Raw genomic sequence first — 24,142 nt, forward strand, 5'->3', positions numbered from 1 at the left:
GCGGCATGAAGAAAACGATCGTTTTTAAGTGCGGCGGCAGCGTAATCCGCGAGTTATCCGCCGATTTTTTTCAAAATGTAAAAGAGCTTATGCAATCCGGCTGGAACATTGCCGTCGTCCATGGAGGCGGCCCGGACATTTCAAAAATGCTGAAAACATTGCAGATTGAAACGGAATTTGTCGATGGACAGCGGAAAACGACCAAACCGGTGCTGGAAACAGCGGAAATGGTCTTGTCAGGGACGATCAATAAATTTTTCGTAACCGAACTCGCGAAAAACGGGCTGAAAGCCGCGGGAATATCAGGAAAGGACGGCGGTCTCCTTCAAGCATCCTATCTTAATCAAGACAAATACGGAGAAGTCGGCGAAATACAAAAAACCGATCCGTCAATCATTCACGCATTAATGAAAGAAGGCATCATTCCCGTTATCGCTCCGCTTTCCATGACAAGTGATTTCGAAACGCTGAACGTCAACGCAGACGCCGCGGCATCGGCCGTCGCTTCAGCCTTACACGCCGATAAACTTTTATTTGTCACGGATGTCGAAGGAATTATGGACGGAGAGAGCAGGCTGGATACTTTGACGCCGCAAGAGATTCAGGCCCTCATAGATGACGGCGTGATTTCAGGAGGGATGATTCCGAAGGTAAACTCGGCATTATCGGCACTGAGTGAAGATGTCGAGGAAGTGATGATCGTAAACGGAAAAGGAGCGTTTTTCACCGATCAAGCCTTCCAAGGAACAAAAATCGTCAAAGAAAAGGAGAGCGTGTCATGAGCAGTCTATTTCAAACCTACAGCCGCTGGCCCATCGATATCAAAAAAGCGAAAGGGACAATTGCAGAGGATGAAAACGGAAAAACGTATCTCGATTTTATTCAGGGCATCGCCGTTTCCAATCTCGGCCATTGTCATGATGAGGTCACAGAAGCGGTGAAAGAACAGCTTGACAGCGTATGGCACGTTTCCAATCTGTTTGAAAATGATCTTCAGGAAAAAGCCGCGGCAAAGCTTGCCGAACATAGCGCGGGGGATCTCGTTTTCTTCTGCAACAGCGGGGCCGAAGCGAATGAAGGCGCCATTAAGCTTGCTCGTAAAGCAACGGGAAAGACAAAAATTGTAACATTTCATCAATCCTTTCACGGGCGGACCTATGCGGGGATGGCCGCCACCGGACAAGACAAAATCAAGACCGGTTTCGGACCGATGCTTCAAGGCTTTCACTATCTTCCGTTCAATGATCCGTCGGCATTCAGCACGCTTTCAAAAGAGGATGATATCGCCGCCGTCATGCTTGAGACGGTGCAGGGAGAAGGGGGAGTCAATCCCGCCGATCCGGAATTCATCGAAGCCTTACAGACATTTTGCAAAGACAAACAGGCGCTGCTTATCGCAGACGAGATTCAAACCGGAATCGGCCGGACGGGCAAGGCATTCGGCTATGAGCATTTCGGCATCTCGCCGGACATCATCACTGCTGCGAAAGGGCTTGGAAACGGTTTTCCCGTCGGAGCCGTGATCGGCAAAAAGAAGCTTGGAGACGCCTTTACGCCGGGTACGCATGGTACGACTTTCGGCGGCAATAAGCTTGCCATGGCAGCTGTGAAAGCAACCTTGGATATTGTGTTTCAGCCGGACTTTCTCCTGGCGGCGGCAGACAAAGGATCATTTTTAAAAGCGCAGCTGAACCGTGAACTGACAGGGCCTTTTGTAAAAGAAATCCGCGGAAAAGGGTTATTAATCGGCATTGAATGCGCAGGTCCCGTGTCCGGCATCATCGGAGATCTGCAGGGACGCGGGCTTCTCGTGCTTCCGGCCGGACCGAATGTCATCAGGCTGCTCCCGCCGCTTACGGTTTCTGAAGAAGAAATGCTGTCGGCCGTCAGTATGCTTAAGGCAGCGATCGAAGCGCATTCGGCAGTGAAACGGTAATTTTTTTTCGATATAAAAGTATAAAAATTCATATTTTTAATTAATTATTCATCAAGAGGTGGGCTTTAGATGAAAGGCTATTTAGTATTGGAAGACGGAACATCATTTGGCGGTGAACTTGAAAAAGAAGCCCGCTGTGTTGGCGAAGCGGTTTTTTTCACCGGAATGACGGGCTATCAGGAAGTGCTTACAGACCCGTCATATAAGGGTCAGATCATCGTCTTTACGTATCCGCTGATCGGAAACTACGGAATTAATGAAAAAGACCTTGAAAGTAAGATTCCTCAAGTCAAGGCTGTTGCCGTCTATGAAGCGTGTGAACATTTTTCTCACCATGAAGCAGTCTCAAGCTTGAGAGAGTATTTAAATAAATGGAACATCCCGCTCTTAACCGAAGTGGACACACGGGCCGTCGTCAAAACCATCCGCTCCGGCGGCACGATGAACGCTGCCGTGTCAACAACAGGAGAAATTCCGGCAGCATCCGGAACAGAAAACCCGGCGGAGCTGGCGCAGTCTGAAGACATCACGTCAATGGGGAATGGAGACCGGCATATTGCGCTGATTGATTTCGGTTATAAAAAATCAATCGCCTCGTCACTTGTAAAGCGCGGCTGTAAAGTAACGGTCATTCCGTATCAGCAGATGAACGCTGTTTACGACATTCAGCCCGACGGAATCGTGCTCTCAAACGGCCCGGGCGACCCGAAAGCGATTGCGCCGTACATGAACCGGATTACATCATTACTCAGTGATTTCCCCGCACTCGGCATTTGCCTCGGGCATCAGCTGATTGCCCTGGCTTTCGGAGGAAATACGTATAAGCTGCCGTTCGGCCACAGGGGTGCCAACCATCCTGTCATTGACCGGAAAACGAAACGGGTGTTTATGACAAGCCAGAACCACAGCTATGTCGTTGATGAAGCATCAATTGACGAAAACGAGCTGTCCATCAGATTTCATCATGTCAATGATACATCGGTAGAAGGGCTCATTCATAAGCGCCTTCCCGTATTAAGCGTCCAGTTCCACCCTGAAGCTCATCCCGGACCGGCTGAGAGCGAGTGGATATTTGATGAATTTCTAGAGAAAGTGATACCAGCAAGGAGAGAAATCGCTCATGCCTAAAGATACAACCATTTCCAGCATATTAGTCATCGGCTCCGGCCCCATCATCATCGGCCAGGCGGCAGAATTTGATTATTCAGGAACGCAGGGCTGCATGGCTCTGAAAGAAGAAGGATACCGCGTTATTCTAGTCAACAACAACCCGGCAACGATTATGACGGATGAGGCGTTTGCCGATGAAATATATTTTGAACCGCTCACAACCGACAGCATCGAGGCCATTATTGAAAAAGAAAAACCGGACGGTCTGCTTGCCAATTTGGGCGGCCAGACGGCATTGAATTTAGCCGTTAAGCTTGAAGAAGCAGGCGTGCTGAAGAAGCATCACGTCAAGCTTTTGGGAACATCGGTGGAAACCATTCAAAAAGGCGAAGACCGGGAGCAGTTCCGCGCCCTGATGAAAGAGCTTGATCAGCCCGTTCCGGAAAGCGAAATCGTCGACAACGAAGAAGACGCCCTCCGTTTCGCTGAGTCTATCGGATTTCCGGTCATTCTGAGACCGGCGTACACGTTAGGCGGAAAGGGAGGCGGAATCGCGAAAACGAAAGAAGCGTTTCAGACGCTTATTAAACAGGCGCTGTTAGCAAGCCCGATCAGCCAATGCCTCGTCGAAAAAAGCATCGCCGGATTTAAAGAAATCGAATATGAGGTCATGCGCGACAGCAATCATACATGCATCACCGTCTGCAATATGGAAAACATCGATCCCGTCGGCGTGCATACAGGGGACTCCATCGTCGTCGCACCGTCCCAGACGTTAACGGATGAAGAATATCAGATGCTGCGTTCAGCAAGCCTGGCGATTATTTCGGCGCTGGATGTGGTCGGAGGCTGCAACATTCAATTTGCGCTGGATCCGTTCAGCAAACAGTACTATGTCATTGAAGTGAACCCGCGTGTCAGCCGCTCTTCAGCTCTCGCGTCAAAAGCGACCGGCTATCCGATTGCCAAAATGGCGGCGAAACTTGCCGTCGGCTATACGCTTGATGAACTGAAAAATCCGCTGACGGGCTCTACTTATGCAAGCTTTGAACCGGCGCTTGATTATGTCATCGTCAAATTCCCGCGCTGGCCGTTTGATAAATTTAAACATGCCGACCGCACGCTCGGAACGAAGATGAAAGCGACGGGAGAGGTCATGGCGATTGAAAGAAATATGGAAGCGGCCATTCAAAAAGCGGCGGCCTCCCTTGAGCTGAAAACGATCGGCACCCGCCTGCCTGAACTCGGCGGCTGTACGATCAATCAGCTGTGGGAATTAGCGGTAACGCCGGATGACCGGAGATTTTTCGTCGTCATGGAACTGTTAAGCCGCGGTGAAACGATAGAAGACATCCATGCCAAAACGAAAATTGACCCGTTTTTTCTCCATGTATTCCGAAATATCATCACATTGGAAAACAAGCTGATGGAAGAAGGGGATCATCTGTCTGTCCCGCTTTTAAAGCAGGCGAAGGTAAAAGGCTTCACGGATGTCATGATCGCATCTCTCACGGGAAAAACGGAAGAAGACATCCGTGCTCTCAGAAAGAAATCAGGCATCGTCCCGTCGTTTAAAATCGTAGATACATGCGCCGCTGAATTTGATGCCAAGACGAATTATTTCTACTCCACCTACCTCGGGGAAAGCGACGGAGATATCAGCCGAAAAGAGAAAAAACGCGCCCTCATCATCGGCTCAGGCCCGATCCGCATCGGTCAGGGAGTGGAATTTGATTACAGCGCCGTCCACGGCGTTCTGACCCTGCAAAAGCTGGGGTATGAAACGATTATGATCAATAACAATCCGGAAACAGTAAGCACGGATTATGAAATCGCCGACCGGCTTTATTTTGAACCGCTGACGACAGAACATATTTTGAATGTGGCGGAACATGAAAACATTGATTTTGCCATCGTCCAGTTTGGGGGACAGACCGCGATCAATGCCGCTGAACCGCTGGAAAAAGCGGGCATTCCGCTGCTCGGAACATCCTTTGAAACCCTTGATGCGCTGGAGGATCGGGATCTGTTTTATCAGCTGCTTGATGACCTTGACCTCAAACATGCCAAAGGCGAAACCGCTTATTCAAAAGAAGAAGCAACGGAAAAAGCAAGCCGAATCGGCTACCCCGTGCTGATCCGTCCGTCTTATGTCATCGGTGGGATGGGCATGATCATCGTTGATTCAGAAGCGCAAATGTCAGAACTGCTGGAAAATGAAGCGGGCATGCCGTATCCGATTTTGATCGATCAGTACATTACAGGAAAAGAATTGGAGATCGATCTGATTTCCGACGGACATGAAGTATTCGTGCCGACTTACACAGAGCACATTGAACGCGCCGGTGTCCATTCGGGCGACAGTTTTGCCATTCTTCCGGGTCCGTCTGTCACACCTGATATGCAGCGGAATATAAAAGAGGCCGCCGAAAAAATCGCGGTAAAACTGGCTTTTAAAGGCATCATGAACATTCAGTTTGTCATTGATGACAAAGGGGATATTCTCGTTCTTGAAGTGAATCCGCGGGCAAGCCGCACGGTTCCTGTCGTGTCTAAGGTGATGGGGGTGCCGATGATCCCGCTTGCCGCCAGATTGCTGGCCGGCGCTTCCCTTAAAGACATCAAGCCCGAGGTTCAAAATCAGCACGGAACGGCAGTGAAATTCCCGGTTTTTTCTTCGCACGCCATTCAGGATGTGGACGTAAAGCCTGGGCCGGAAATGAAGTCGACCGGAGAAGGCATGTGTGTCGCGTTTGACGCAGAAAGCGCCCTGAAAAAAATCTACGCGCACGTCTGGGAGAAAAAAGGCAGCATCTATCTGGAAGGCTGTGATGCGGAATTGGAATGTCAGGCTCAAGAGGCGGGATTTACCGTATGCAAAGATGCGTTCCCAGCATGGGCAGAGCGAAAGGATAAAGCGGTCCATATCAATTTCAATCACTCTGAAGAAGCGCGTAAACAACGGATTGAAGCCATGACGCACGGTGTGACGGTCTTTACTGAACCGGAAACCGTAAAGGCATTTTTAGCAAGCGGCTCCGGCAAACCTGAGCCTGTATCGCTCAAAGATCTTTATCAAAAGGAAGTGGCATCATGCACACAATAAAAGCGGAACACACATTAACCCATTTGTACGGCAAAGATTTTCTTTCCTTAAAAGATGTCAGCCCGTCAGACATCAATGCGCTTCTGACAGAAGCTTCATTATTAAAACAACATCCGATACAGCCGATTTTCCAAGGGAAAACATTGGCGATGATTTTTGAAAAATCTTCAACCCGCACACGTGTGTCTTTTGAAGCGGGAATGGCCCAGCTCGGGGGAACGGGACTATTTCTTTCAAGCAGCGACCTGCAGCTTGGGCGGGGGGAGACAGTCGCGGATACGGCGAAGGTGCTGTCCGGCTTCGTTGATGCCATTATGATCCGCACCTTTGAGCATGAAAAAGTCGAAGAGCTTGCCGAGCATGCAGACATTCCCGTCATAAACGGGCTGACCGACCGGTATCACCCGTGTCAGGCACTCGCGGATCTGTTAACGATACAAGAAATAAAAGGAAAATTAAAAGGAGTAAAAGCCGCCTATATCGGTGACGGAAATAATGTAGCGCATTCACTAATGATCGGCTGCGCAAAAATGGGCTGTGACATTGCGATTGCTTCGCCGAAAGGCTATGAAGTAGAGGAAGAGGCGGTAAATGCCGCAAAAGAAGCGGCGGCTGTTTCCGGAGCGAAAATCACCCTTACCGAAAATCCGCAGGAAGCGGTGCGGGATGCAGACGTGATTTACTCCGACGTCTTCACGAGCATGGGGCAGGAGGAAGAGACGCAGCAGCGGCTGAATGTGTTTGCCCCGTATCAAGTCAACGCCTCACTCGTCAGTCTCGCCAAACCCGACTATACATTTTTGCATTGCCTGCCCGCGCATCGGGAAGAAGAGGTCACGTCCGAGATTATCGACGGCCCGAACTCTGCGGTATTTCAGCAGGCGGAAAACCGGCTTCACGCGCAAAAAGCGCTCCTGAAAGCTCTTCTTTACAAACAGGATGAACAAAAAAACCGCTGAATCTCATTCAGCGGTTTTTGATATTTCTCCGCATACAAGCGCATACTACATAAAAAAGAAAAAGGAGGAAATGACGTGGGACAGCAGCATCAATTCCGCCCGGGACAAAAAGCGCCGAATAACGGTGTGTACGTTGAAATCGGCGAAACGGGAAGCATGGTCAAAAACCCGCAAAAAATCAAGCTTACAGTGGGAGAAATGTTCCCTGAAACTTCAAACCACAACAGATTGTGGACGTATCAACGAAAACCGTGAACACAAAAAAACCTGCTGAATAGCAGGTTTTTTTATTTAATGCTGGCTTGCATCCTGTTTGACAGGCATGATCTCCGCAAGAACAAAGACTAGCACCGCAATAACCACGGCAATAACGGATGATTGCTTGAAATTGTACGCCGCGCTGTTCATGGAGGCGACCAAATAACAGGCCATATGTGTTAAAAGGAACGTCCAAATAAAACCGATAATAAACCGCACGTTTCCACCTCGTCCTTCATTTTATTCTACGTTGTATCATACCATACATAAAGCGCGGGCGGAAGGTCATTTTCTCATCAAAAAGCGCGCCTGAAACTGACATTTGCCCGCCTGTCAGGCCGTCTGAAGGAAAATTCGGTTCCCGTGCTCGGGATAATAGCCAAAACATAGCAGCAAATAGGAGTTTATCCGATCCGTTTTCATTCTTCTTACATATGATAGCCAATAGAGAGATTAGGAGTAAAAGGAGGCGGGCAGGCATGGGGATTACGGAAAGATTTTTCCAATTCGGATCTGAGCTGAACGTCATCCATCTGCCGTATCGGCCGAATGGCTTCTGTATCTTTATTCTGGGGGACAGAACCCACTTTGTCAGCCGGGACTCAAGCTTTTGGCTCGAACATGAAGGGAGAAACCAGCTGTTACATGTGCTGCTTGACAGAGGGTACACGATTTTTAACAGCAATTTATACGGACGGCATTGGGGTTCGGAAAAAGCCGTCCTTTACGCCAGACAGCTGATGCATTATGTGTTGAAACAAGAAACCCTCAATCCGAAAATACACTTGCTCGCAGAAGGCATGGGCGCCCTTATCGCCGATCAATTGCTGCAGTCTTCAGCGGAGCATATCCGTTCAGCCGCAATGTTAGATCCTTGTCTTGACCTTCAAGCCCATTTTGAATCAGAGAAAGAAAATAAGTTTTTTTATAAGCAGTTTCTGAGGGAAACGGCACAGAGCTTCGGTGTTTCTGAAAAAGAGGCAAGCTCACTGAGCTATCAGACCATTACCGGCTGCCGCACCCGCGTGCCGGTACATATATGGCAAAGAACGACCGGAGCGCCGTACCCGTACACCCTGCATGCAAATGCGTATAAAGAAGCCCGGGAAAAGACCGGAAGCAAGACTGATATCACGTATCACCTGCTTGAGAACCCTGCGCGTATGTACAGAGCCATCTGCCGGTTTTTCCGCAGTCATGAAAAAGACCTGTAATGAATAGAATACAACAGCCATCTCTTTTCAGAGGGCTGTTTGGCTTGTGTGCGAATGAAAAACCGGAAAGGCGGCAGATGTGATGAAGACAGCGCTGATCATTGGAGCAGACGAATTTCTCGGCCTTTCATTGTGCGAACGGTTGATGGATGAGGGTGTGCATGTTGATGTCATTTTGGCAGAACCGGAGGACAAAACGAGGCAGCTGTATTTAGAAGAACGATTAATGTGGCTCGCGAGAAACGGGCTTTTTCAAATAATAGATGAAATCGGTGAAAAGGAATACGATCGTATCTGCGTTCAATACGGGAGCGGGTGTCTGCCTGAAGAAAGGGCTGAGCCTTTATATTGGATTGTTTACAGTGAGGATCACGGAGACTGGGAAAAAAACGGTCAGCGGGATACGGCAAAAGCGATTATCCTTCCTCCCCTTTACGGTCCGTGGACAGAAGCAAAAGAAGATGGCGAAAGCAGGATCTTTTTAGAAGACGCAGTCTGCGGGCTGATGAATCAGCTTGAGGCATACGGCACAGAAGACGAAAATCAGATTATTACCCTGGAAATAAAAGAAAAAACGCAAAAAACGGAAGCGGAAGAAAAAATTAAAGAATGGAAAAGACAATTTTCATCAATATTCGACATTTTTTAAGAAATACCTTCCATGTTATGTGCATTACCGCTACAATAAACGTATATCAATTATATATGTTATGAGTTTGAAAAGGGGTTGAACATGGCTTGATCACCAGGCTTGTCATGATCTTTTCTGTCCTCCTTTTATTGAGCGGATGCGCACAAACTCCGTTTAAAGGAAAAATTGAGAAGGTCGGAATGCTTTTTCCCGATACCATCAGTGACTTGGTATGGGGCACAAAAGGTTACAAAGGTTTATTAGCGATACAATCTGAATTTAACGTTGACGTTTATTATAAAGAAAATATCAGATCCGATGAAGATATTTTAAAAGCGATAGATGATTTTCATAAAAAAGGAGTCAATCTTTTATACGGGCACGGAAATGAATACGAGGAAATCTTCAATATGATCAGCAAGGATTATCCCGACATGGAATTTGTCGTCGCAAACGGAACGGCGAAAAGCGATAATGTCACAAGCGTTCATCTTATGGGAGAAGCAATGGGTTTTTTCGGGGGAATGACAGCCGCCCATATGTCAAAAACCAATGAGGTCGGCGTCATCGCCTCCTTTTTGTGGCAGCCTGAAGTAGACGGCTTTATCAAAGGGGCGAAATATGAAAAGCCTGATATCACCGTCAACACTGAATTTACGGACCACTGGGATAACGGCAATGAAGCGCTGCATCTTTACGAGAAGTTAAAAGCGGAAGGCACGGATGTTGTATATCCAGCCGGAGACGGGTATAATGTTCCTGTCATTCAGCAAATCAAAAAAGACGGGCTTTACGCCATCGGCTATGTCGCCGAACAATCGAATCTCGGCAAAAACACGGTGCTGACAAGCACGGTGCAAAACGTAGATAAAGCCTATACATTAATTGCCGAGCAATATAATAAAGGTACGCTCAAGAGCGGAGATCACAACTTTGATTTCAGGGAAGGAGTCGTTGAAATGGGGACGTTCAGCCCTCTGGTGGACAAAGCATTTCAAGACAAAATCTCAGACCTTGTAAAAACGTATAACCGAACAAATGAACTGCCGTCAAATGAATAGAGGTGGATACACATGCAGCATGAAAAGTCTCTTGAATTTATGCAGATCGCGATGAAATACCTGCCGGAAGCAAAGGCGGAGCTTGAGAAATCCGGCATAGATCTGTCTATGGAAATGATTCAGCCGTTTATGGACCTGTTTACATCGGTCATGGCGGAAGCGTATGAGCTTGGCAGATCTGATGCCGGGGAGCTGAATAAATAAAGAGAGCCACTTTTCATGAAGTGGCTTTTCACATGATTTTTTTCTTTATAGCGGACACCATCGGCGCGAAGTCTTTAAATACGGGCTTTAATTGATCCAGAGAGTTCATGATGGACCCCAGCTGATTCATCACGTGGTTGTAATCGATCTCTTCTTCGTTTTCAGCCTGAGGCTGCTCCGGGTTTTCTTCCGGTTCTTTATCCCGGTCTCTGGAATCGCCGAACATCATTTTGGAGAAAATATCCATAGTGAAGCCTCCTTTCGTCTTCCTTTTATTCTATGAGGAACAGCGTCCGATAGTTTAGACGAATATATTGCCAACAGAAAAAAAATAGGGTAGAATTAGTACCTGATACTAATAATTGATCATAACTAATTAGTTTTAAATTCATTATAAAAAAGGAGTCTTTCCAATGAAAGCTGGAATTCTTGGCGTCGGCCGTTACATCCCGGAAAAAGTGCTGACAAATCATGATCTTGAACAAATGGTAGATACATCGGACGAGTGGATTCGTACGAGAACAGGTATAGAAGAAAGAAGAATCGCCGCGGAAGATATGTATTCATCCGGCATGGCCGCTGAGGCTGCGCAAAAAGCGCTTGATCAGGCCGGCATTTCCGCTGAGGAGCTTGATATGATCCTCGTGGCGACGGTTACTCCTGACCAGTCCTTCCCTACCGTTTCCTGTATGATACAAGAGAAGCTCGGGGCCAAAAAAGCGTGCGCGATGGATATCAGCGCCGCATGTGCGGGTTTTATGTACGGTATCGTAACCGCCAAACAATTCATTGAATCGCAAACATACAAACATGTCCTCGTGGTCGGCGTGGAAAAGCTCTCAAGCATTACCGACTGGGACGACCGCAATACGGCTGTGCTGTTCGGAGACGGAGCCGGAGCGGCGGTCATCGGACCGGTCAGCGACGACAGAGGCATACTGTCATTTGAGCTCGGAGCAGACGGTACAGGCGGTCAGCACTTGTACTTAGATGAAAAAGGGCATACAATCATGCATGGAAGAGAAGTATTCAAATTCGCCGTCCGGCAAATGGGTGAATCGAGTGTAAATGTCATTGAAAAAGCCGGCCTCTCCAAAGAGGACGTAGACTTTTTGATTCCGCATCAGGCAAACATCCGCATCATGGAAGCGGCACGGGAACGTTTGGAGCTTCCGGTTGAAAAGATGTCTAAAACAGTCCATAAATATGGAAACACATCCGCAGCATCCATTCCGATTTCATTAGTAGAGGAACTGGAAGCAGGCAAAATTAAAGACGGCGACGTCATCGTCATGGTCGGTTTCGGCGGAGGATTGACATGGGGCGCCATAGCAATACGCTGGGGACGATAAAAAAAGGTGAGGTGCACACAAGATGAGTAAAAAAAGAGTAGTCGTTACAGGGCTTGGAGCCCTGTCTCCGCTTGGAAACGACGCCGAAACAAGCTGGAAAAATGCAATCGGCGGCGTATCCGGAATCGGACCGATCACACGTGTGGAATCGGACGAGTATCCGGCGAAAGTAGCTGCTGAACTGAAAGATTTCAATATTGAAAATCACATGGATAAAAAAGAAGCGCGAAAAATGGACCGCTTCACGCAATACGCTGTCGTAGCCGCGAAAATGGCCGTTCAAGATGCCGGTCTGAACATCACAGACGAGATCGCGCCGAGAGTCGGCGTTTGGGTAGGGTCCGGAATCGGCGGTCTTGAAACGCTTGAATCCCAATTCGAAATCTTCCTGACTAAAGGGCCGAGACGGGTCAGCCCTTTCTTTGTTCCGATGATGATTCCTGATATGGCGACAGGCCAAATCTCAATCGCTCTCGGAGCAAAAGGAGTCAACTCCTGTACGGTGACGGCATGTGCGACGGGAACGAACTCTATCGGTGACGCGTTTAAAGTCATTCAGCGCGGCGATGCCGATGCGATGATTACGGGCGGAACGGAAGCGCCGCTGACAAGAATGTCATTTGCGGGCTTCAGCGCAAACAAAGCCCTTTCTACAAATCCTGATCCAAAAACGGCAAGCCGCCCGTTTGATAAAAACCGTGACGGCTTTGTCATGGGAGAAGGCGCGGGGATCGTCGTGCTTGAAGAGCTTGAGCATGCCCTTGCCCGCGGTGCGAAAATCTACGGGGAAATTGTCGGCTACGGCTCAACGGGTGATGCCTATCACATTACCGCGCCTGCCCAAGACGGGGAAGGCGGTGCGAGAGCGATGCAGGAAGCAATCAAAGATGCGGGCATCAAGCCTGAAGAAATTGATTACATCAACGCTCACGGCACAAGCACGTACTACAATGATAAATACGAGACAAAAGCCATTAAGACCGTTTTCGGTGATCATGCGTACAAGCTTGCCGTCAGTTCGACAAAATCAATGACGGGTCATTTGTTAGGCGCTGCCGGAGGAATTGAAGCAATCTTCTCCGTCATGGCCATTAAAGACGGCATTATCCCGCCGACGATTAACATCGAAACACCTGATGAAGAGTGTGATTTAGATTATGTACCGGACAAAGCGCGCGAGCAGGATGTCAACGTCGTTCTCAGCAACTCGCTCGGCTTCGGCGGACATAATGCCACTTTGATCTTTAAAAAATATCAATAATACAGTTTTTGACCGGCTGCCTGAAAAAGGTGGCCGGTTTTTTTGTGCGTGCATATGATAACAACAAGAGGAGGCGAACCGGTATGAGCGTCAAGCAGACATATCAATGGATGGAAAAGGCGGCATCCGTAAATGATCTGGCCCCGCATCTTTTGCCGCTTTTTTCAGGGGCCGATAAGAAAGAGTGGAAGCCGATACTCGGGATGCTGCAAAACCACGGCATGTTCCGCCATTTGAAGGACGGCGTTAGGACCAGTAAACGGCTGAAAGAAAAAGGATGCTACAGCCACATTCAAAAGGAGGAAGCTTATTTAAAGGAGAAGTGGAACGGGCCGGACGTGCCGATCGTAGTTTTGCCCGTCGATGAACGAAACCGGAAAATCCGTCAGGAATTCGGATCAAAATCCGGTCTGGCCTTTCGGGACAAAATGTTCCTCTTTCTATCGTCGGATAGTTCCAATTCAGCTGTATCCGCCCTTATGACACATGAATATAATCACGTCTGCCGGTTAGAACATGTGACAAAGGACGAAAAAGACGAGACATTTCTTGATACAATCATGATGGAGGGGCTGGCAGAATATGCTGTATATGAGAGGTTCGGCTCAAGTCTTACGGCGGAATGGACGTCCTACTATACGCCTGAGCAGCTTGATTTTCTGTTTGAAAAAAGAGTCAAGCCGAACCTCCGCTTAACGAGAGACAGCAGAATGTTTTCCCAGCTGTTATACGGAAAAGGATACTTCCCCTCAATGCTCGGCTATGCCGTCGGATTCAATATAGTAAAAAAATATTTAACCGACCATCAAAAAACAGTAAAAGAAGCATTGGCCATCCCTTCAAAAACCTTTCTGGAGGCAACGCTTTAATAGATTAAAAGAATGGAAATTATTTAAGGATATTACATTTATCCTAAAAAATTCTTGCTTTTGTAATAATGATGTAATAATATACAACTATAAAATTTTTCGACTATTCTATATTTTGTGATAGCGAAACGTATGTTTCCCTCTGCTTCAGCGGAATGAGAAAGGGGCGTATCATGAGCACACTATTAGAAGTGAATAATTTAAAGACCTATTTTTTCAGAAAGAAACAGCCGATCCCCGCAGTCGACGGGGTTGATTTTCACATTAACAAAGGCGAAACCGTCGCTCTTGTAGGAGAATCCGGCTCGGGCAAAAGCATCACCTCGCTTTCTATTATGGGACTTGTCCAAGGCTCGGGCGGAAAAATTATGGACGGCTCGATTAAGCTTGAAGGCAGGGACCTGGCCTCCTTCACCGAAAACGAATATTGCAAAATCCGCGGAAATGACGTCTCTATGATCTTTCAGGAGCCCATGACTTCCCTGAACCCGGTGCTGACCATCGGCGAACAAATTACCGAAGTGCTTGAATACCATAAAAAAATGAATAAAAGAGAAGCGTCCAAAAAAGCCGTTGAGCTTCTGGAACTCGTCGGATTCTCCAGAGCGGAACAAGTGATGAAAGAATATCCGCACCGTCTTTCCGGAGGGATGAGACAGAGGGTGATGATCGCCATCGCGCTCAGCTGCAATCCGAAGCTTCTGATCGCTGATGAGCCGACGACGGCGCTTGATGTGACGATACAAGCCCAAGTATTGGAGCTGATGAAAGACCTCTGCAAAAAATTCGATACTTCCATTCTGCTGATCACTCACGATTTAGGTGTGGTTTCCGAAGCCGCCGACAGGGTGATCGTGATGTACTGCGGACAAGTCGTAGAGAGCGCGAGTGTGGAGGACTTATTTTTAAACCCTCTTCATCCGTATACCGAAGGGCTGTTAAACTCCATACCGGTGATAGATGGAGAGATTGATACATTAAAAGCGATCAAAGGCAGTGTCCCGACACCGGATAATCTTCCGGAAGGCTGCCGATTTGCCCCGAGGTGTTCAAAAGCGATGGACAAATGCAAAACAGGGCAGCCGGAGCTGATAACGCATGAAAGCGGCCGTTCTGTAAGATGTTTTTTATATGAGGAAGAGGGTGCCCAATCAAAATGACAGCTGCAGGCCAAGAAACGATTTTAGAGCTGAAAGACGTAAAAAAATATTTCCCGATCCGCTCCGGTTTTTTTCAAAGGAAAGTCGGTGATATAAAGGCTGTTGACGGTGTTTCTTTTTCACTGAAGCGCGGGGAGACGCTCGGCATCGTCGGTGAATCAGGATGCGGCAAATCAACGGCGGGAAGGACGATGATCCGTTTATACAAGCCGACAGACGGCCGGATTCTATTTAAGGGTCAGGATATCTCCGGCTTATCTGAAGAAAAGCTGAGAAAAAGCGTCCGCAAAAACATCCAGATGGTCTTCCAAGATCCCTTCGCATCCCTTAACCCGAGGAAAACGCTGCGTTCCATTATTAAAGAACCGTTCCAGACTCACCATATGTACAGCATGAGCGAGCGGAACGAGCGAGTGGAGGAGCTGCTGGCGAAAGTCGGCCTTCATCCGAGCTTTGCAAACCGCTATCCGCACGAATTTTCCGGGGGGCAGCGCCAGCGGATCGGGATTGCGCGGGCTCTGACGTTGAATCCCGAGCTGATTATTGCGGATGAACCCGTTTCCGCACTCGATGTCTCCATTCAGGCCCAGGTCATCAATCTGATGGAAGAACTGCAGGATGAATTCAACCTGACCTATTTGTTTATTTCTCATGATTTGAGTGTTGTCCGCCATATCAGCGACAGAGTCGGCGTCATGTATCTGGGAAAAATGATGGAGCTGACCGATAAACACGAGCTGTACGGCAATCCGCTTCACCCTTATACGCAAGCGCTTTTGTCTTCAGTGCCCGTCACGAGAAAAAAAGACGCCGTCAAGCGGGAACGAATCATCCTGAAAGGAGAACTGCCAAGCCCGGCAAACCCGCCGAAAGGCTGCGTGTTCCACACGCGGTGCCCGATGGCCAAACCGATCTGCAAGGAACAAATCCCGGCATTTGAAGAAGCCGCTCCCGGCCATTACGTCGCCTGCCATTTATATGCCTGAAATGACAAGCATCGAGAGGGGGTATGCCGGATTACATAACCAGTTTGCTGCATATATATCACAAAGGGGGAATTGATATGAAATTACGTAAAAGCGCACTGATGATGCTAAGTGTTTTTATGGCGTTTGCCATCTTCCTGTCAGCCTGCTCCGGCTCAAAATCCACAAGCACCGAATCCAAACCGGCAGGAAAACCGCAAAAAGGCGGAGATTTGGTTGTCGGGTCAACCGGGGAACCCACACTTTTTAATCCACTTTATTCTACCGATGTTGCAAGTTCTGATATTGAAGGAATGCTTTACAGCACATTATTGGAAACTGATGAGAAATTAAACGTCAAGCCGTCGCTGGCTGAAAAAGTAACAGAAGCTGACGGGGGATTAACGTATGATGTAAAACTGAAAAAAGGCGTTAAATTCCATGATGGAAAAGAGCTGACGGCCGATGATGTTGTTTTCACCTACAGCATCCCTCTTAACAAGGATTACAACGGTGAGCGTGGCTCGGGTTTTGAGTCCCTTAAATCCGTAACGAAAAAAGGAAAATATGAAATTCAGTTTAAAATGAAGAAAAAAGATGCCTATTTCTATAATGTCGTTCTCGACAGTTACGGCATTTTGCCAAAACATATATTGGGTAAGGTGCCGGTTGCAGATCTGGGGGAGAATGAATTTAACCGTAAAAATCCAATCGGTTCCGGTCCGTTTAAGTTTGTTGAGTGGAAAAAGGGCGAGTATGTCAAACTGGAAGCAAATGATGATTACTTTGGCGGCAGACCTTACCTTGATACAGTGACAGTAAAAACAATACCTGATTCTAACGCGGCTGTGGCTCAGTTAAAAGCGGGGGATATTGATTTCTTCGTTGTGCCGGGCACAGATTTTGATACGGTTAAAACGTTTGGAAATGTGAAGGTCAAATCTGACCTTGGTTTAAACTACAGCTATATCGGCTGGAATGAGAAAAAAGAGATCTTTAAAGACAAAAAAGTGCGTCAGGCATTGACTTACGCTCTTGACAGGCAGGCAATGGTGGATCAAGTGCTGAACGGAGACGGTAAGGTAGCGGATGTTCCTGAGAGTCCGCTGTCATGGAATTATCCGAAGTCTAAAGTGCCGACATTTGATTATAATCCGAAAAAAGCAAAGCAGCTGCTAAAAGAAGCCGGATGGGAAGACCATGACGGTGACGGCTACCTTGATAAAGACGGAAAAAAATTCTCATTTGAAATTAAAACGAATCAAGGCAATAAAATTCGTGAAGATTTAGCTGTTGTCGTTCAGCAGCAATTAAAAGAAGTTGGAATCGAGGCTAAACCGCGAATTGTTGAATTCAGTGCGTTAATCGAACAGACAAGTGCCCCTAATTGGGATTATGACGCTCTTCTTCTCGGATGGAGTCTTGCAACGTTCCCGGATCAGTTCTCTATCTTCCATTCAAGCCAATCGAAAAACGGGCTGAATAATATCTGGTATAAAAACCCGAAAGTCGATAAGCTGCTTGAAGAAGCGAAGACAATTACAGACAGAAAAGAATACCAAAAGAAGTATGAAGAGATATACAAATTGATTGCTGAAGATCAGCCGTACAGCTTCTTATTCTATTACAATTACCACAGAGCGATGCCGAATAATTTGCAAGGCTATGTATTCCACCCTAAAAATGACTTGTACAATATTGAAAAATGGTGGCTGGATCAAAAATAGCAAAAGCCCTGGAGAGGGAAGGAGGTTCCTTTCCTCTCTTATCCTATTTAAAAAGGGGACAAGAACATGGTTACATATATTTTACGGCGAACATTAATGTCCTTGCCGATTCTCTTAGGCATTACAATTTTGTCGTTTGCCATCATGAAAGCAGCGCCGGGAGACCCGATGTCACTTATGATGGACCCTACAATCAGTCAAGCGGACAGGGCAAAATTCATTGAAAAATACGGGTTGAATGATCCGGAACCTGTTCAATATGTGAAATGGCTGGGGAATATGCTGCAAGGGGATTTCGGGACTTCTATCGTCAAGAAAGGCACTCCAGTTTCTGAACTTATCTTATCCCGCTTACCGAATACGATTGTGCTTATGCTTTTCTCAACCCTTGTCGCTCTTCTTATTTCTATTCCATTTGGTGTTCTGTCAGCGAAACGTCCTTATTCAAAATTGGATTACGGGATAACTGTTACTTCATTTTTAGGGCTTGCCATTCCGAATTTTTGGTTCGGTTTGATTTTAATCATGGTTTTATCTGTAAATCTGGGGTGGTTTCCCACTGGCGGAGTAAGCACTTTGAATGCTGACTTTAACATATTTGACCGATTGCATCACTTGATTCTGCCTGCTTTTGTGCTCGCCACGGCAGACATGGCAGGGATAACGAGATACACAAGATCCAGTATGCTTGATGTGTTAAAACAGGATTATATACGAACGGCGCGTGCGAAAGGATTCCGAGATAATAAAGTAATTTTTAAACACGGTTTGAGAAACGGACTTCTTCCTGTCATCACTATTTTTGGTCTGATGATACCGTCATTTATCGGGGGAGCGGTAGTGGTAGAACAGATTTTTACTTGGCCGGGTCTCGGCAAATTGTTTATTGATTCAGCCTTTTCGCGGGATTATCCGGTTATCATGGCCATGACGGTCATTTCAGCTGTTTTGGTTGTGGTGGGGAATTTAATTGCGGACATCTTATATGCGCTGGTTGATCCCCGCATTGAATATTAACAAAGAGAGGTGAGAGGTCAAATGTTACAGCCAAATACCGGCACACCCCCCAGCGAAGTAAAATTAAAGGAAAATATTCAATCCAAACCGGAAACAATGACGAAGATTTTTTTCGAAAAGTTCTTTCAAAATAAACTAGCTGTAATCGGAGCCGTTATATTAACCATCATCATCTTGTCAGCCTTATTCGCTTCGGTAATCGCTCCTTACTCTCCGGAGAGTCAATCTCTTATCAATCGTTTGAAGCCGCCGAGCTTAAAACATCTAATGGGAACTGATAAATTCGGAAGAGACATCTTTACGAGGGTTCTGTACGGGGCGCGCGTCTCCTTGCTTGTCGGATTCGCTTCTGTGATCGGTGCGATTACAATCGGGACAGTTGTCGGAGCCGTTGCCGGATATTTTAAAGGGATTGTCGATGCCGTTCTCATGAGAACCGTTGATATCGTATTATCCATACCTGATATATTTTTGCTTATTACACTTGTTACGATTTTTCAGCCCGGAATGGATAAATTAATTTTAATTTTCTCCCTTACAGGCTGGACAACAACGGCACGTCTTGTCCGAGGGGAGTTTTTATCGCTTCGTTCCAGAGAGTTTGTATTAGCTGCAAAGACGATCGGTACAAAAAATCATCACATCATCTTTTCTCATATATTGCCGAATGCGCTCGGACCGATTATTGTCTCAGCCACATTAAAGGTGGGAACGGTTATTTTGGCGGAATCTACATTAAGTTATCTCGGTTTCGGGATTCAGCCGCCGATCGCAAGCTGGGGCAATATGCTTCAGGATGCACAGAACTTTACGCTTATGATTCAGGCTTGGTGGTACCCGTTATTCCCAGGTTTGTTGATTCTTCTTACCGTATTGTGCTTTAACTTTGTCGGAGACGGGCTGCGTGATGCGCTTGATCCGAAAAATGTGAAATGATCTCCCGGACGGAACGGGAGATTTTTTTGTTGCGATGCAGTCGGAAATCCAGCTCCGTAATGCGGAAATCTCATATTGAAATGGAATAATTTATCTATCCCTTGCCTATACTGTGGACAACAGTTTTTATAAAGTGAGGGGTCGAATATGTTATTTCTTCATGATGTATGGGTCAATTGGTTTGAAGGGGAAGAAAACGGCTACAATGTATGCCATTTTCACGAATGGCGGAAGGAAGACACGGTTGAACTTTTGGATCAGACGCCGTTGCTCAGAGTGCCGTCGGTATTATTTCATTACATAGAAAACGACTTATCAGAGCTTCCGAAAGAGCTGCTTGACCAAGTCCACCAAAAGTCATACGTGCGAAAAAATCATGAGCGGACAAAGCTGGAGTATTGTTTTGTCGTGACAGACGGGATCGGCATCATTGCCGTGGATACGATCGGGTATACCATTCCGGTCAGAAAGAGCCGCCTGATTCCGAGACAGGAGCAGCTTGTTTATGAAATGGTAAAGGATGTAGAACCGGAATCGTTTCAATTTGAGCCGGCGCAATTGGAGTCTTCAAAGGAATATCACATTTTGTCATTGGCGCCGGAGCACGTCAGAGGGCTGACGAGAAAAGAGCGGCAGATCAAGCAGCTGATGTTTATGGCGCTCGACCAGCTGAAAGGGCTGAAAAACCGTGCGGAAATTGTGTATTGGTACACGGAATGGAATCCGCATATGTACGAGCAGATCAAACGGATGAGCTTTGAAGAGATTTGGGACATGCTTTACAATGAAACAATTGAAGGCTGGTCAGATAAACATCTTGCGTTCTGTGAAAATTTGATTAAAGGGCAGCCGTTTTTCGAAAAGCTTTGGGAAATGGAGCAGGAATCAAAAGTGAACTAAAAAAGAGGCGGGAATTCTCCCGCCTCTTTTCTTTATCTTCTTTTCCGTCCGAGACCCATGGCGTTTTCCATTTTCTTCACCATTTTGCCGGCCGTTTTGTTTGCGCGCGCCGCTCCTTCGTCGAGAATGCGGTCAAGTTCGTCGCTCTCAATTAATTCACGGTAGCGCTCTTGGATCGGTGTCAATGCGCCGATAACGACTTCGGCTAAATCGCTTTTGAATTCACCGTACCCTTTGCCTTCATATTTAGCTTCTAATTCTTCAATTGATGTGTTTCCTAAAATAGAATAGATCGTCAAAAGATTAGAAACGCCCGGTTTGTTTTCTTTATCATACTTTACAATGCCTTCAGAATCAGTCACGGCGCTCTTGATTTTCTTCTCGAGCTGCTTCGGCTCATCAAGCAGCGTGATGAATGCCTTTTGGTTCGGATCTGATTTGCTCATTTTTTTGAGCGGATCAGCCAGTGACATGATGCGCGCGCCTGATTCAGGAATTTTCACCTCAGGAATCGTGAAGATGTCATTGTATTTTTTATTGAAGCGTTCCGCTAGGTTGCGGGTCAGTTCAAGATGCTGTTTTTGATCTTCTCCGACCGGAACAAGATCCGTTCCGTACAGTAAAATATCGCCGGCCATCAGCGGCGGATAGGTTAACAGTCCTGACACGACGGCTTCTTTGCCCTTTGACTTATCTTTAAATTGCGTCATCCGCTCAAGCTCGCCGATATATGCGACGCATTGGAGCATCCACCCCGCCTGGGCATGAGCGGGAACCTCCGACTGGATAAAGAGGGTCGCTTTCTCGGGATCAAGTCCGACGGCCAGGTAAAGAGCCGCGAGGTTGCGGATGTTCTTCCGCAGCTCAAGCCGATCCTGCGGAACCGTAATCGCATGCTGATCGACAATACAGAAGTAGCCGTTGTAGTCATGCTGCAAATCAACAAATTGCTTCATTGCGCCGATGTAGTTGCCGAGGGTAACGGAACCGCTCGGCTGAATGCCAGAAAAAATCGTTTTCTTCATAGTTCTTACCTCATTTCTTAAAACATAATAAAAAAAGCCCATTCTTCCCGTAGAAAAAAGGGACGAATGAACCGTGGTGCCACCCTGATTATTCCATTACAATGGAATCGCTCGAGACGTTGGTAACGGAGGCTGCTCCGGCTGGGCCTACTAACGTTCGGTCAGCTGCTCAGAAGTCCATTCCACATCGCCCGTTACCTGCTCCCAGCACCGCAGACTCTCTTCAAACGGATGAAAATGTGTACTACTCTTCATCATCGCAATCACAACAAATGTATTTGATTGATCTATTATAAATCAATTATAGCCAAATGTCATCAGAGGAATACAAGCTTATTTCCAGTTTGCTTAAGGGCTGGAAATCCTCAAAAAGAACTGAAAATGCTTAAATGATAACGCATATCAACATTTCGTATAACGAATATTATATGTAAAAAGCAATATGAACTGGAAATTGCAATAAAAAAATTTAGTTAGGTCATGCTTTAAACTATAGAAGTGTATCACCTTTTTGACAGAAAAACTGACCAAATTTAAATATTTTAAATTGAGAAAATAGTATTGCAATAAATTATTCATTTCATTATAATGAACTTGTTCACTCTATTGTTACAGCTTCTTTACATAAAATAATCAGAAAAGACGGAACACAATTAAAGTTTAGAAAAATATTAAGTTATTTTGTCTGATATTTCTGAGTATTTAGTAGTAAAGGCTGAAAAATTTGATTAGGGGGTTAGTGCATGAAAAAGCGTTGGTCTATTGTAGGTTTGATGCTTATCTTCTCGCTTGTATTAAGTGCGTGCGGCGGATTCAGCGGCGGATCAGGCGGCGGTAAAAAAGACACCAAAGGACAGACTTCACTTAATATCAATATTAAAACCGAGCCGTTCTCACTGCATCCTGGTTTAGCGAATGATTCCGTTTCAGGAGGCGTAATCCGCCAGACTTTTGAAGGATTGACACGCGTAAACTCCAAAGGTGAGCCTGAAGAAGGAATGGCATCTAAAATTGAAACAAGCAAAGACGGAAAGACCTATACATTTACGATTCGTGACGGTGCGAAATGGTCTAACGGCGACCCTGTGACGGCGCAGGATTTTGAATATGCGTGGAAATGGGCGCTTGACCCGAACAACGAATCACAATACGCTTATCAGCTCTACTACATCAAAGGCGCTGAAGCTGCCAATACAGGAAAAGGAAAGATTGATGATGTAGGCGTAAAAGCCGTAAATGACAAAACATTAAAGGTTGAACTGAATAACCCGACACCTTATTTCACGCAATTAACTTCATTCTATACGTATATGCCGATCAACAAGAAAATCGCGGAAAAACATAAAAACTGGAACACAAACGCGGGCGAAAATTATGTGTCAAACGGCCCGTTCAAAATGACGGCCTGGAAACACAGCGGTTCCATCACGCTCGAAAAGAACGATCAATATTGGGATAAAGACGCTGTGAAATTGAAGAAAATTAACATGGTGATGATTAACAATAACAACACCGAACTGAAAAAATTCCAGGCCGGTGAGCTTGACTGGGCAGGAATGCCGCTCGGCCAGCTTCCGACTGAATCTCTGCCGACATTGAAAAAAGACGGATCTCTTCACGTTGAACCGATCGCAGGCGTGTATTGGTACAAATTCAACACAGAAGAGAAACCGCTGAACAATGTCAACATCCGTAAAGCCCTTGCTTATGCGATCGACCGCTCGTCCATCGTGAAAAATGTAACGCAGGGCGAACAGATCCCGGCCATGGCTGCGGTGCCGCCGTCAATGAAGGGATTCAAGGATAACACAAAAGGTTATTTCAAAGACAATGACATCAAATCAGCTAAAGAATTCTTAAATAAAGGACTGAAGGAATTAGGCGTCAAGAATGCCTCTGACCTTCCGGCGATCAAACTGTCCTACAATACGGATGACGCGCATGCGAAAATCGCGCAGGCCGTACAGGAAATGTGGAAAAAGAACTTGGGCGTCAAAGTTGAGCTTGATAACTCCGAATGGAATGTTTACATCGACAAGCTGCACAGCCAGAACTACCAAATCGGGCGTATGGGCTGGCTCGGCGATTTCAACGATCCGATCAACTTCCTAGAATTGTTCCGTGATAAAGAAGGCGGAAACAATGATACCGGATGGGAAGATCCTGAGTTTAAAAAGCTGCTGAACCAATCTCAGCTTGAAACGGATCCGGATAAACGTATCGAAGAGCTGAAAAAAGCAGAAAAGATCTTTATTGACGCAATGCCGGTCGCGCCAGTTTATTTCTATACGGATCCTTGGGTGCAGGATAAAAACCTCAAAAATGTGATCTTGACAGGAACAGGCGAAGTTTACTTCAGAAATGCTTCTTTTGAATAAAAGACGGTTCTGAAAACAAAAGACCCAAGGTATATGGGGAGGATGTCCCCATATACCTTTCTTACTGATTAAG

General features: G+C 46.5%; 23 protein-coding genes and 1 other annotated feature. Of the genes, 20 read left to right on the forward strand and 3 right to left on the reverse strand.

What is annotated here, in order from left to right; genetic code table 11:
* Nucleotides 1-5: 5 nt before the first annotated feature.
* The 6 genes from argB to NSQ37_RS11145 all read left to right on the forward strand — a co-directional run bounded on the left by argB (nucleotide 6) and on the right by NSQ37_RS11145 (nucleotide 7,366).
* Nucleotides 6-782, forward strand: a complete 777-nt coding sequence (gene argB, locus NSQ37_RS11120; RefSeq protein ID WP_007409134.1) for an acetylglutamate kinase — start codon at nucleotides 6-8, stop codon at nucleotides 780-782.
* A complete protein-coding gene (locus tag NSQ37_RS11125; RefSeq protein WP_253613102.1) occupies nucleotides 779-1,936 on the forward strand; it encodes an acetylornithine transaminase in 1,158 nt (385 codons plus the stop codon). Before argB ends, NSQ37_RS11125 begins: the two co-directional genes overlap by 4 nt.
* Nucleotides 1,937-2,005: 69 nt before the next feature.
* The gene (locus NSQ37_RS11130; RefSeq protein WP_012117273.1) at nucleotides 2,006-3,064 is read left to right on the forward strand and encodes a carbamoyl phosphate synthase small subunit; all 1,059 of its coding nucleotides are present in this window, start codon (nucleotides 2,006-2,008) and stop codon (nucleotides 3,062-3,064) included.
* Nucleotides 3,057-6,152 (forward strand): carbamoyl phosphate synthase large subunit, encoded by a 3,096-nt coding sequence (locus NSQ37_RS11135; RefSeq protein ID WP_341123741.1) that lies wholly within the window; start codon nucleotides 3,057-3,059, stop codon nucleotides 6,150-6,152. Before NSQ37_RS11130 ends, NSQ37_RS11135 begins: the two co-directional genes overlap by 8 nt.
* Complete coding sequence (argF, locus tag NSQ37_RS11140) at nucleotides 6,140-7,111, forward strand: ornithine carbamoyltransferase (protein ID WP_012117275.1); 972 nt, start codon at nucleotides 6,140-6,142, stop codon at nucleotides 7,109-7,111. The genes NSQ37_RS11135 and argF overlap by 13 nt, the downstream gene beginning before the upstream one ends.
* A gap of 75 nt (nucleotides 7,112-7,186) precedes the next feature.
* Entirely contained in the window at nucleotides 7,187-7,366 is a 180-nt protein-coding gene (locus tag NSQ37_RS11145) for a YjzC family protein (protein WP_003155070.1), read from the forward strand.
* Between the two features lie 36 nt (nucleotides 7,367-7,402).
* On the opposite strand, the gene NSQ37_RS11150 is transcribed toward NSQ37_RS11145, so the two are convergent.
* Nucleotides 7,403-7,588 (reverse strand): YjzD family protein, encoded by a 186-nt coding sequence (locus tag NSQ37_RS11150; RefSeq protein WP_007409129.1) that lies wholly within the window; start codon nucleotides 7,586-7,588, stop codon nucleotides 7,403-7,405.
* A gap of 260 nt (nucleotides 7,589-7,848) precedes the next feature.
* Between NSQ37_RS11150 and NSQ37_RS11155 the strand changes: the two genes are divergently transcribed.
* The 4 genes from NSQ37_RS11155 to NSQ37_RS11170 all read left to right on the forward strand — a co-directional run bounded on the left by NSQ37_RS11155 (nucleotide 7,849) and on the right by NSQ37_RS11170 (nucleotide 10,479).
* Complete coding sequence (locus NSQ37_RS11155; RefSeq protein ID WP_080130436.1) at nucleotides 7,849-8,583, forward strand: hypothetical protein; 735 nt, start codon at nucleotides 7,849-7,851, stop codon at nucleotides 8,581-8,583.
* 82 nt (nucleotides 8,584-8,665) lie between these two features.
* Entirely contained in the window at nucleotides 8,666-9,232 is a 567-nt protein-coding gene (locus NSQ37_RS11160; protein WP_007409126.1) for a hypothetical protein, read from the forward strand.
* Nucleotides 9,233-9,321: 89 nt separating this feature from the next.
* Nucleotides 9,322-10,275: a BMP family ABC transporter substrate-binding protein gene (locus NSQ37_RS11165; RefSeq protein ID WP_007409125.1), complete on the forward strand. Its 954-nt coding sequence runs from the start codon at nucleotides 9,322-9,324 to the stop codon at nucleotides 10,273-10,275.
* A 12-nt stretch (nucleotides 10,276-10,287) separates the two neighbouring features.
* The gene (locus tag NSQ37_RS11170; protein ID WP_003155061.1) at nucleotides 10,288-10,479 is read left to right on the forward strand and encodes a ComZ family protein; all 192 of its coding nucleotides are present in this window, start codon (nucleotides 10,288-10,290) and stop codon (nucleotides 10,477-10,479) included.
* 28 nt (nucleotides 10,480-10,507) lie between these two features.
* Here the strand turns inward: NSQ37_RS11170 and NSQ37_RS11175 are convergent, their stop codons facing one another.
* The gene (locus tag NSQ37_RS11175; protein ID WP_007409123.1) at nucleotides 10,508-10,726 is read right to left on the reverse strand and encodes a hypothetical protein; all 219 of its coding nucleotides are present in this window, start codon (nucleotides 10,724-10,726) and stop codon (nucleotides 10,508-10,510) included.
* Between the two features lie 166 nt (nucleotides 10,727-10,892).
* Between NSQ37_RS11175 and NSQ37_RS11180 the strand changes: the two genes are divergently transcribed.
* The 9 genes from NSQ37_RS11180 to NSQ37_RS11220 all read left to right on the forward strand — a co-directional run bounded on the left by NSQ37_RS11180 (nucleotide 10,893) and on the right by NSQ37_RS11220 (nucleotide 20,666).
* Nucleotides 10,893-11,831, forward strand: coding sequence for a beta-ketoacyl-ACP synthase III (locus tag NSQ37_RS11180; protein WP_007409122.1), 939 nt, complete (start codon nucleotides 10,893-10,895; stop codon nucleotides 11,829-11,831).
* A gap of 22 nt (nucleotides 11,832-11,853) precedes the next feature.
* A complete protein-coding gene (gene fabF, locus NSQ37_RS11185; protein ID WP_012117277.1) occupies nucleotides 11,854-13,092 on the forward strand; it encodes a beta-ketoacyl-ACP synthase II in 1,239 nt (412 codons plus the stop codon).
* 83 nt (nucleotides 13,093-13,175) lie between these two features.
* Nucleotides 13,176-13,961 (forward strand): DUF2268 domain-containing protein, encoded by a 786-nt coding sequence (locus NSQ37_RS11190; protein WP_012117278.1) that lies wholly within the window; start codon nucleotides 13,176-13,178, stop codon nucleotides 13,959-13,961.
* Between the two features lie 173 nt (nucleotides 13,962-14,134).
* Entirely contained in the window at nucleotides 14,135-15,121 is a 987-nt protein-coding gene (locus tag NSQ37_RS11195) for an ABC transporter ATP-binding protein (protein ID WP_025284553.1), read from the forward strand.
* Entirely contained in the window at nucleotides 15,118-16,107 is a 990-nt protein-coding gene (locus tag NSQ37_RS11200) for an ABC transporter ATP-binding protein (protein ID WP_003155053.1), read from the forward strand. The genes NSQ37_RS11195 and NSQ37_RS11200 overlap by 4 nt, the downstream gene beginning before the upstream one ends.
* Nucleotides 16,108-16,184: 77 nt before the next feature.
* Complete coding sequence (locus tag NSQ37_RS11205; protein WP_007409118.1) at nucleotides 16,185-17,813, forward strand: peptide-binding protein; 1,629 nt, start codon at nucleotides 16,185-16,187, stop codon at nucleotides 17,811-17,813.
* A 66-nt stretch (nucleotides 17,814-17,879) separates the two neighbouring features.
* On the forward strand, nucleotides 17,880-18,830 hold the full coding sequence (locus tag NSQ37_RS11210; RefSeq protein WP_003155051.1) for an ABC transporter permease: 951 nt from the start codon (nucleotides 17,880-17,882) through the stop codon (nucleotides 18,828-18,830).
* A 21-nt stretch (nucleotides 18,831-18,851) separates the two neighbouring features.
* Entirely contained in the window at nucleotides 18,852-19,766 is a 915-nt protein-coding gene (opp4C, locus tag NSQ37_RS11215) for an oligopeptide ABC transporter permease (RefSeq protein WP_007409117.1), read from the forward strand.
* 147 nt (nucleotides 19,767-19,913) lie between these two features.
* Nucleotides 19,914-20,666 carry a YjbA family protein gene (locus NSQ37_RS11220; protein ID WP_007409116.1) on the forward strand — a complete coding sequence of 251 codons (753 nt, stop codon included), beginning with the start codon at nucleotides 19,914-19,916 and terminating at the stop codon, nucleotides 20,664-20,666.
* Between the two features lie 32 nt (nucleotides 20,667-20,698).
* Here the strand turns inward: NSQ37_RS11220 and trpS are convergent, their stop codons facing one another.
* Nucleotides 20,699-21,691, reverse strand: coding sequence for a tryptophan--tRNA ligase (gene trpS, locus NSQ37_RS11225; protein ID WP_014304785.1), 993 nt, complete (start codon nucleotides 21,689-21,691; stop codon nucleotides 20,699-20,701).
* A gap of 55 nt (nucleotides 21,692-21,746) precedes the next feature.
* Nucleotides 21,747-21,958: a binding site (T-box leader), on the reverse strand.
* A gap of 476 nt (nucleotides 21,959-22,434) precedes the next feature.
* On the opposite strand from trpS, the gene NSQ37_RS11230 reads away from it, so the two are divergent.
* On the forward strand, nucleotides 22,435-24,069 hold the full coding sequence (locus NSQ37_RS11230; RefSeq protein ID WP_332286108.1) for a peptide ABC transporter substrate-binding protein: 1,635 nt from the start codon (nucleotides 22,435-22,437) through the stop codon (nucleotides 24,067-24,069).
* Nucleotides 24,070-24,142: the final 73 nt, after the last annotated feature.

The sequence above is a fragment of the Bacillus sp. FSL P4-0334 genome, assembly GCF_038004825.1.
In the GTDB taxonomy this organism is placed as follows: Bacteria; Bacillota; Bacilli; order Bacillales; family Bacillaceae; genus Bacillus; species Bacillus velezensis.

What these genes read in the sequence shown, in the direction of transcription:
- NSQ37_RS11220 (WP_007409116.1), top strand. Translation starts at nt 19,914, where the DNA reads ATGTTATTTCTTCATGATGTATGGGTCAATTGGTTTGAAGGGGAAGAA.
- NSQ37_RS11170 (WP_003155061.1), top strand. Translation starts at nt 10,288, where the DNA reads ATGCAGCATGAAAAGTCTCTTGAATTTATGCAGATCGCGATGAAATAC.
- trpS (WP_014304785.1), bottom strand. Translation starts at nt 21,691, where the DNA reads ATGAAGAAAACGATTTTTTCTGGCATTCAGCCGAGCGGTTCCGTTACC.
- argB (WP_007409134.1), top strand. Translation starts at nt 6, where the DNA reads ATGAAGAAAACGATCGTTTTTAAGTGCGGCGGCAGCGTAATCCGCGAG.
- NSQ37_RS11200 (WP_003155053.1), top strand. Translation starts at nt 15,118, where the DNA reads ATGACAGCTGCAGGCCAAGAAACGATTTTAGAGCTGAAAGACGTAAAA.
- NSQ37_RS11180 (WP_007409122.1), top strand. Translation starts at nt 10,893, where the DNA reads ATGAAAGCTGGAATTCTTGGCGTCGGCCGTTACATCCCGGAAAAAGTG.
- NSQ37_RS11125 (WP_253613102.1), top strand. Translation starts at nt 779, where the DNA reads ATGAGCAGTCTATTTCAAACCTACAGCCGCTGGCCCATCGATATCAAA.
- NSQ37_RS11195 (WP_025284553.1), top strand. Translation starts at nt 14,135, where the DNA reads ATGAGCACACTATTAGAAGTGAATAATTTAAAGACCTATTTTTTCAGA.
- argF (WP_012117275.1), top strand. Translation starts at nt 6,140, where the DNA reads ATGCACACAATAAAAGCGGAACACACATTAACCCATTTGTACGGCAAA.
- NSQ37_RS11130 (WP_012117273.1), top strand. Translation starts at nt 2,006, where the DNA reads ATGAAAGGCTATTTAGTATTGGAAGACGGAACATCATTTGGCGGTGAA.
- NSQ37_RS11205 (WP_007409118.1), top strand. Translation starts at nt 16,185, where the DNA reads ATGAAATTACGTAAAAGCGCACTGATGATGCTAAGTGTTTTTATGGCG.
- NSQ37_RS11155 (WP_080130436.1), top strand. Translation starts at nt 7,849, where the DNA reads ATGGGGATTACGGAAAGATTTTTCCAATTCGGATCTGAGCTGAACGTC.
- NSQ37_RS11230 (WP_332286108.1), top strand. Translation starts at nt 22,435, where the DNA reads ATGAAAAAGCGTTGGTCTATTGTAGGTTTGATGCTTATCTTCTCGCTT.
- NSQ37_RS11210 (WP_003155051.1), top strand. Translation starts at nt 17,880, where the DNA reads ATGGTTACATATATTTTACGGCGAACATTAATGTCCTTGCCGATTCTC.
- NSQ37_RS11190 (WP_012117278.1), top strand. Translation starts at nt 13,176, where the DNA reads ATGAGCGTCAAGCAGACATATCAATGGATGGAAAAGGCGGCATCCGTA.
- fabF (WP_012117277.1), top strand. Translation starts at nt 11,854, where the DNA reads ATGAGTAAAAAAAGAGTAGTCGTTACAGGGCTTGGAGCCCTGTCTCCG.
- NSQ37_RS11135 (WP_341123741.1), top strand. Translation starts at nt 3,057, where the DNA reads ATGCCTAAAGATACAACCATTTCCAGCATATTAGTCATCGGCTCCGGC.
- NSQ37_RS11160 (WP_007409126.1), top strand. Translation starts at nt 8,666, where the DNA reads ATGAAGACAGCGCTGATCATTGGAGCAGACGAATTTCTCGGCCTTTCA.
- NSQ37_RS11175 (WP_007409123.1), bottom strand. Translation starts at nt 10,726, where the DNA reads ATGGATATTTTCTCCAAAATGATGTTCGGCGATTCCAGAGACCGGGAT.
- opp4C (WP_007409117.1), top strand. Translation starts at nt 18,852, where the DNA reads ATGTTACAGCCAAATACCGGCACACCCCCCAGCGAAGTAAAATTAAAG.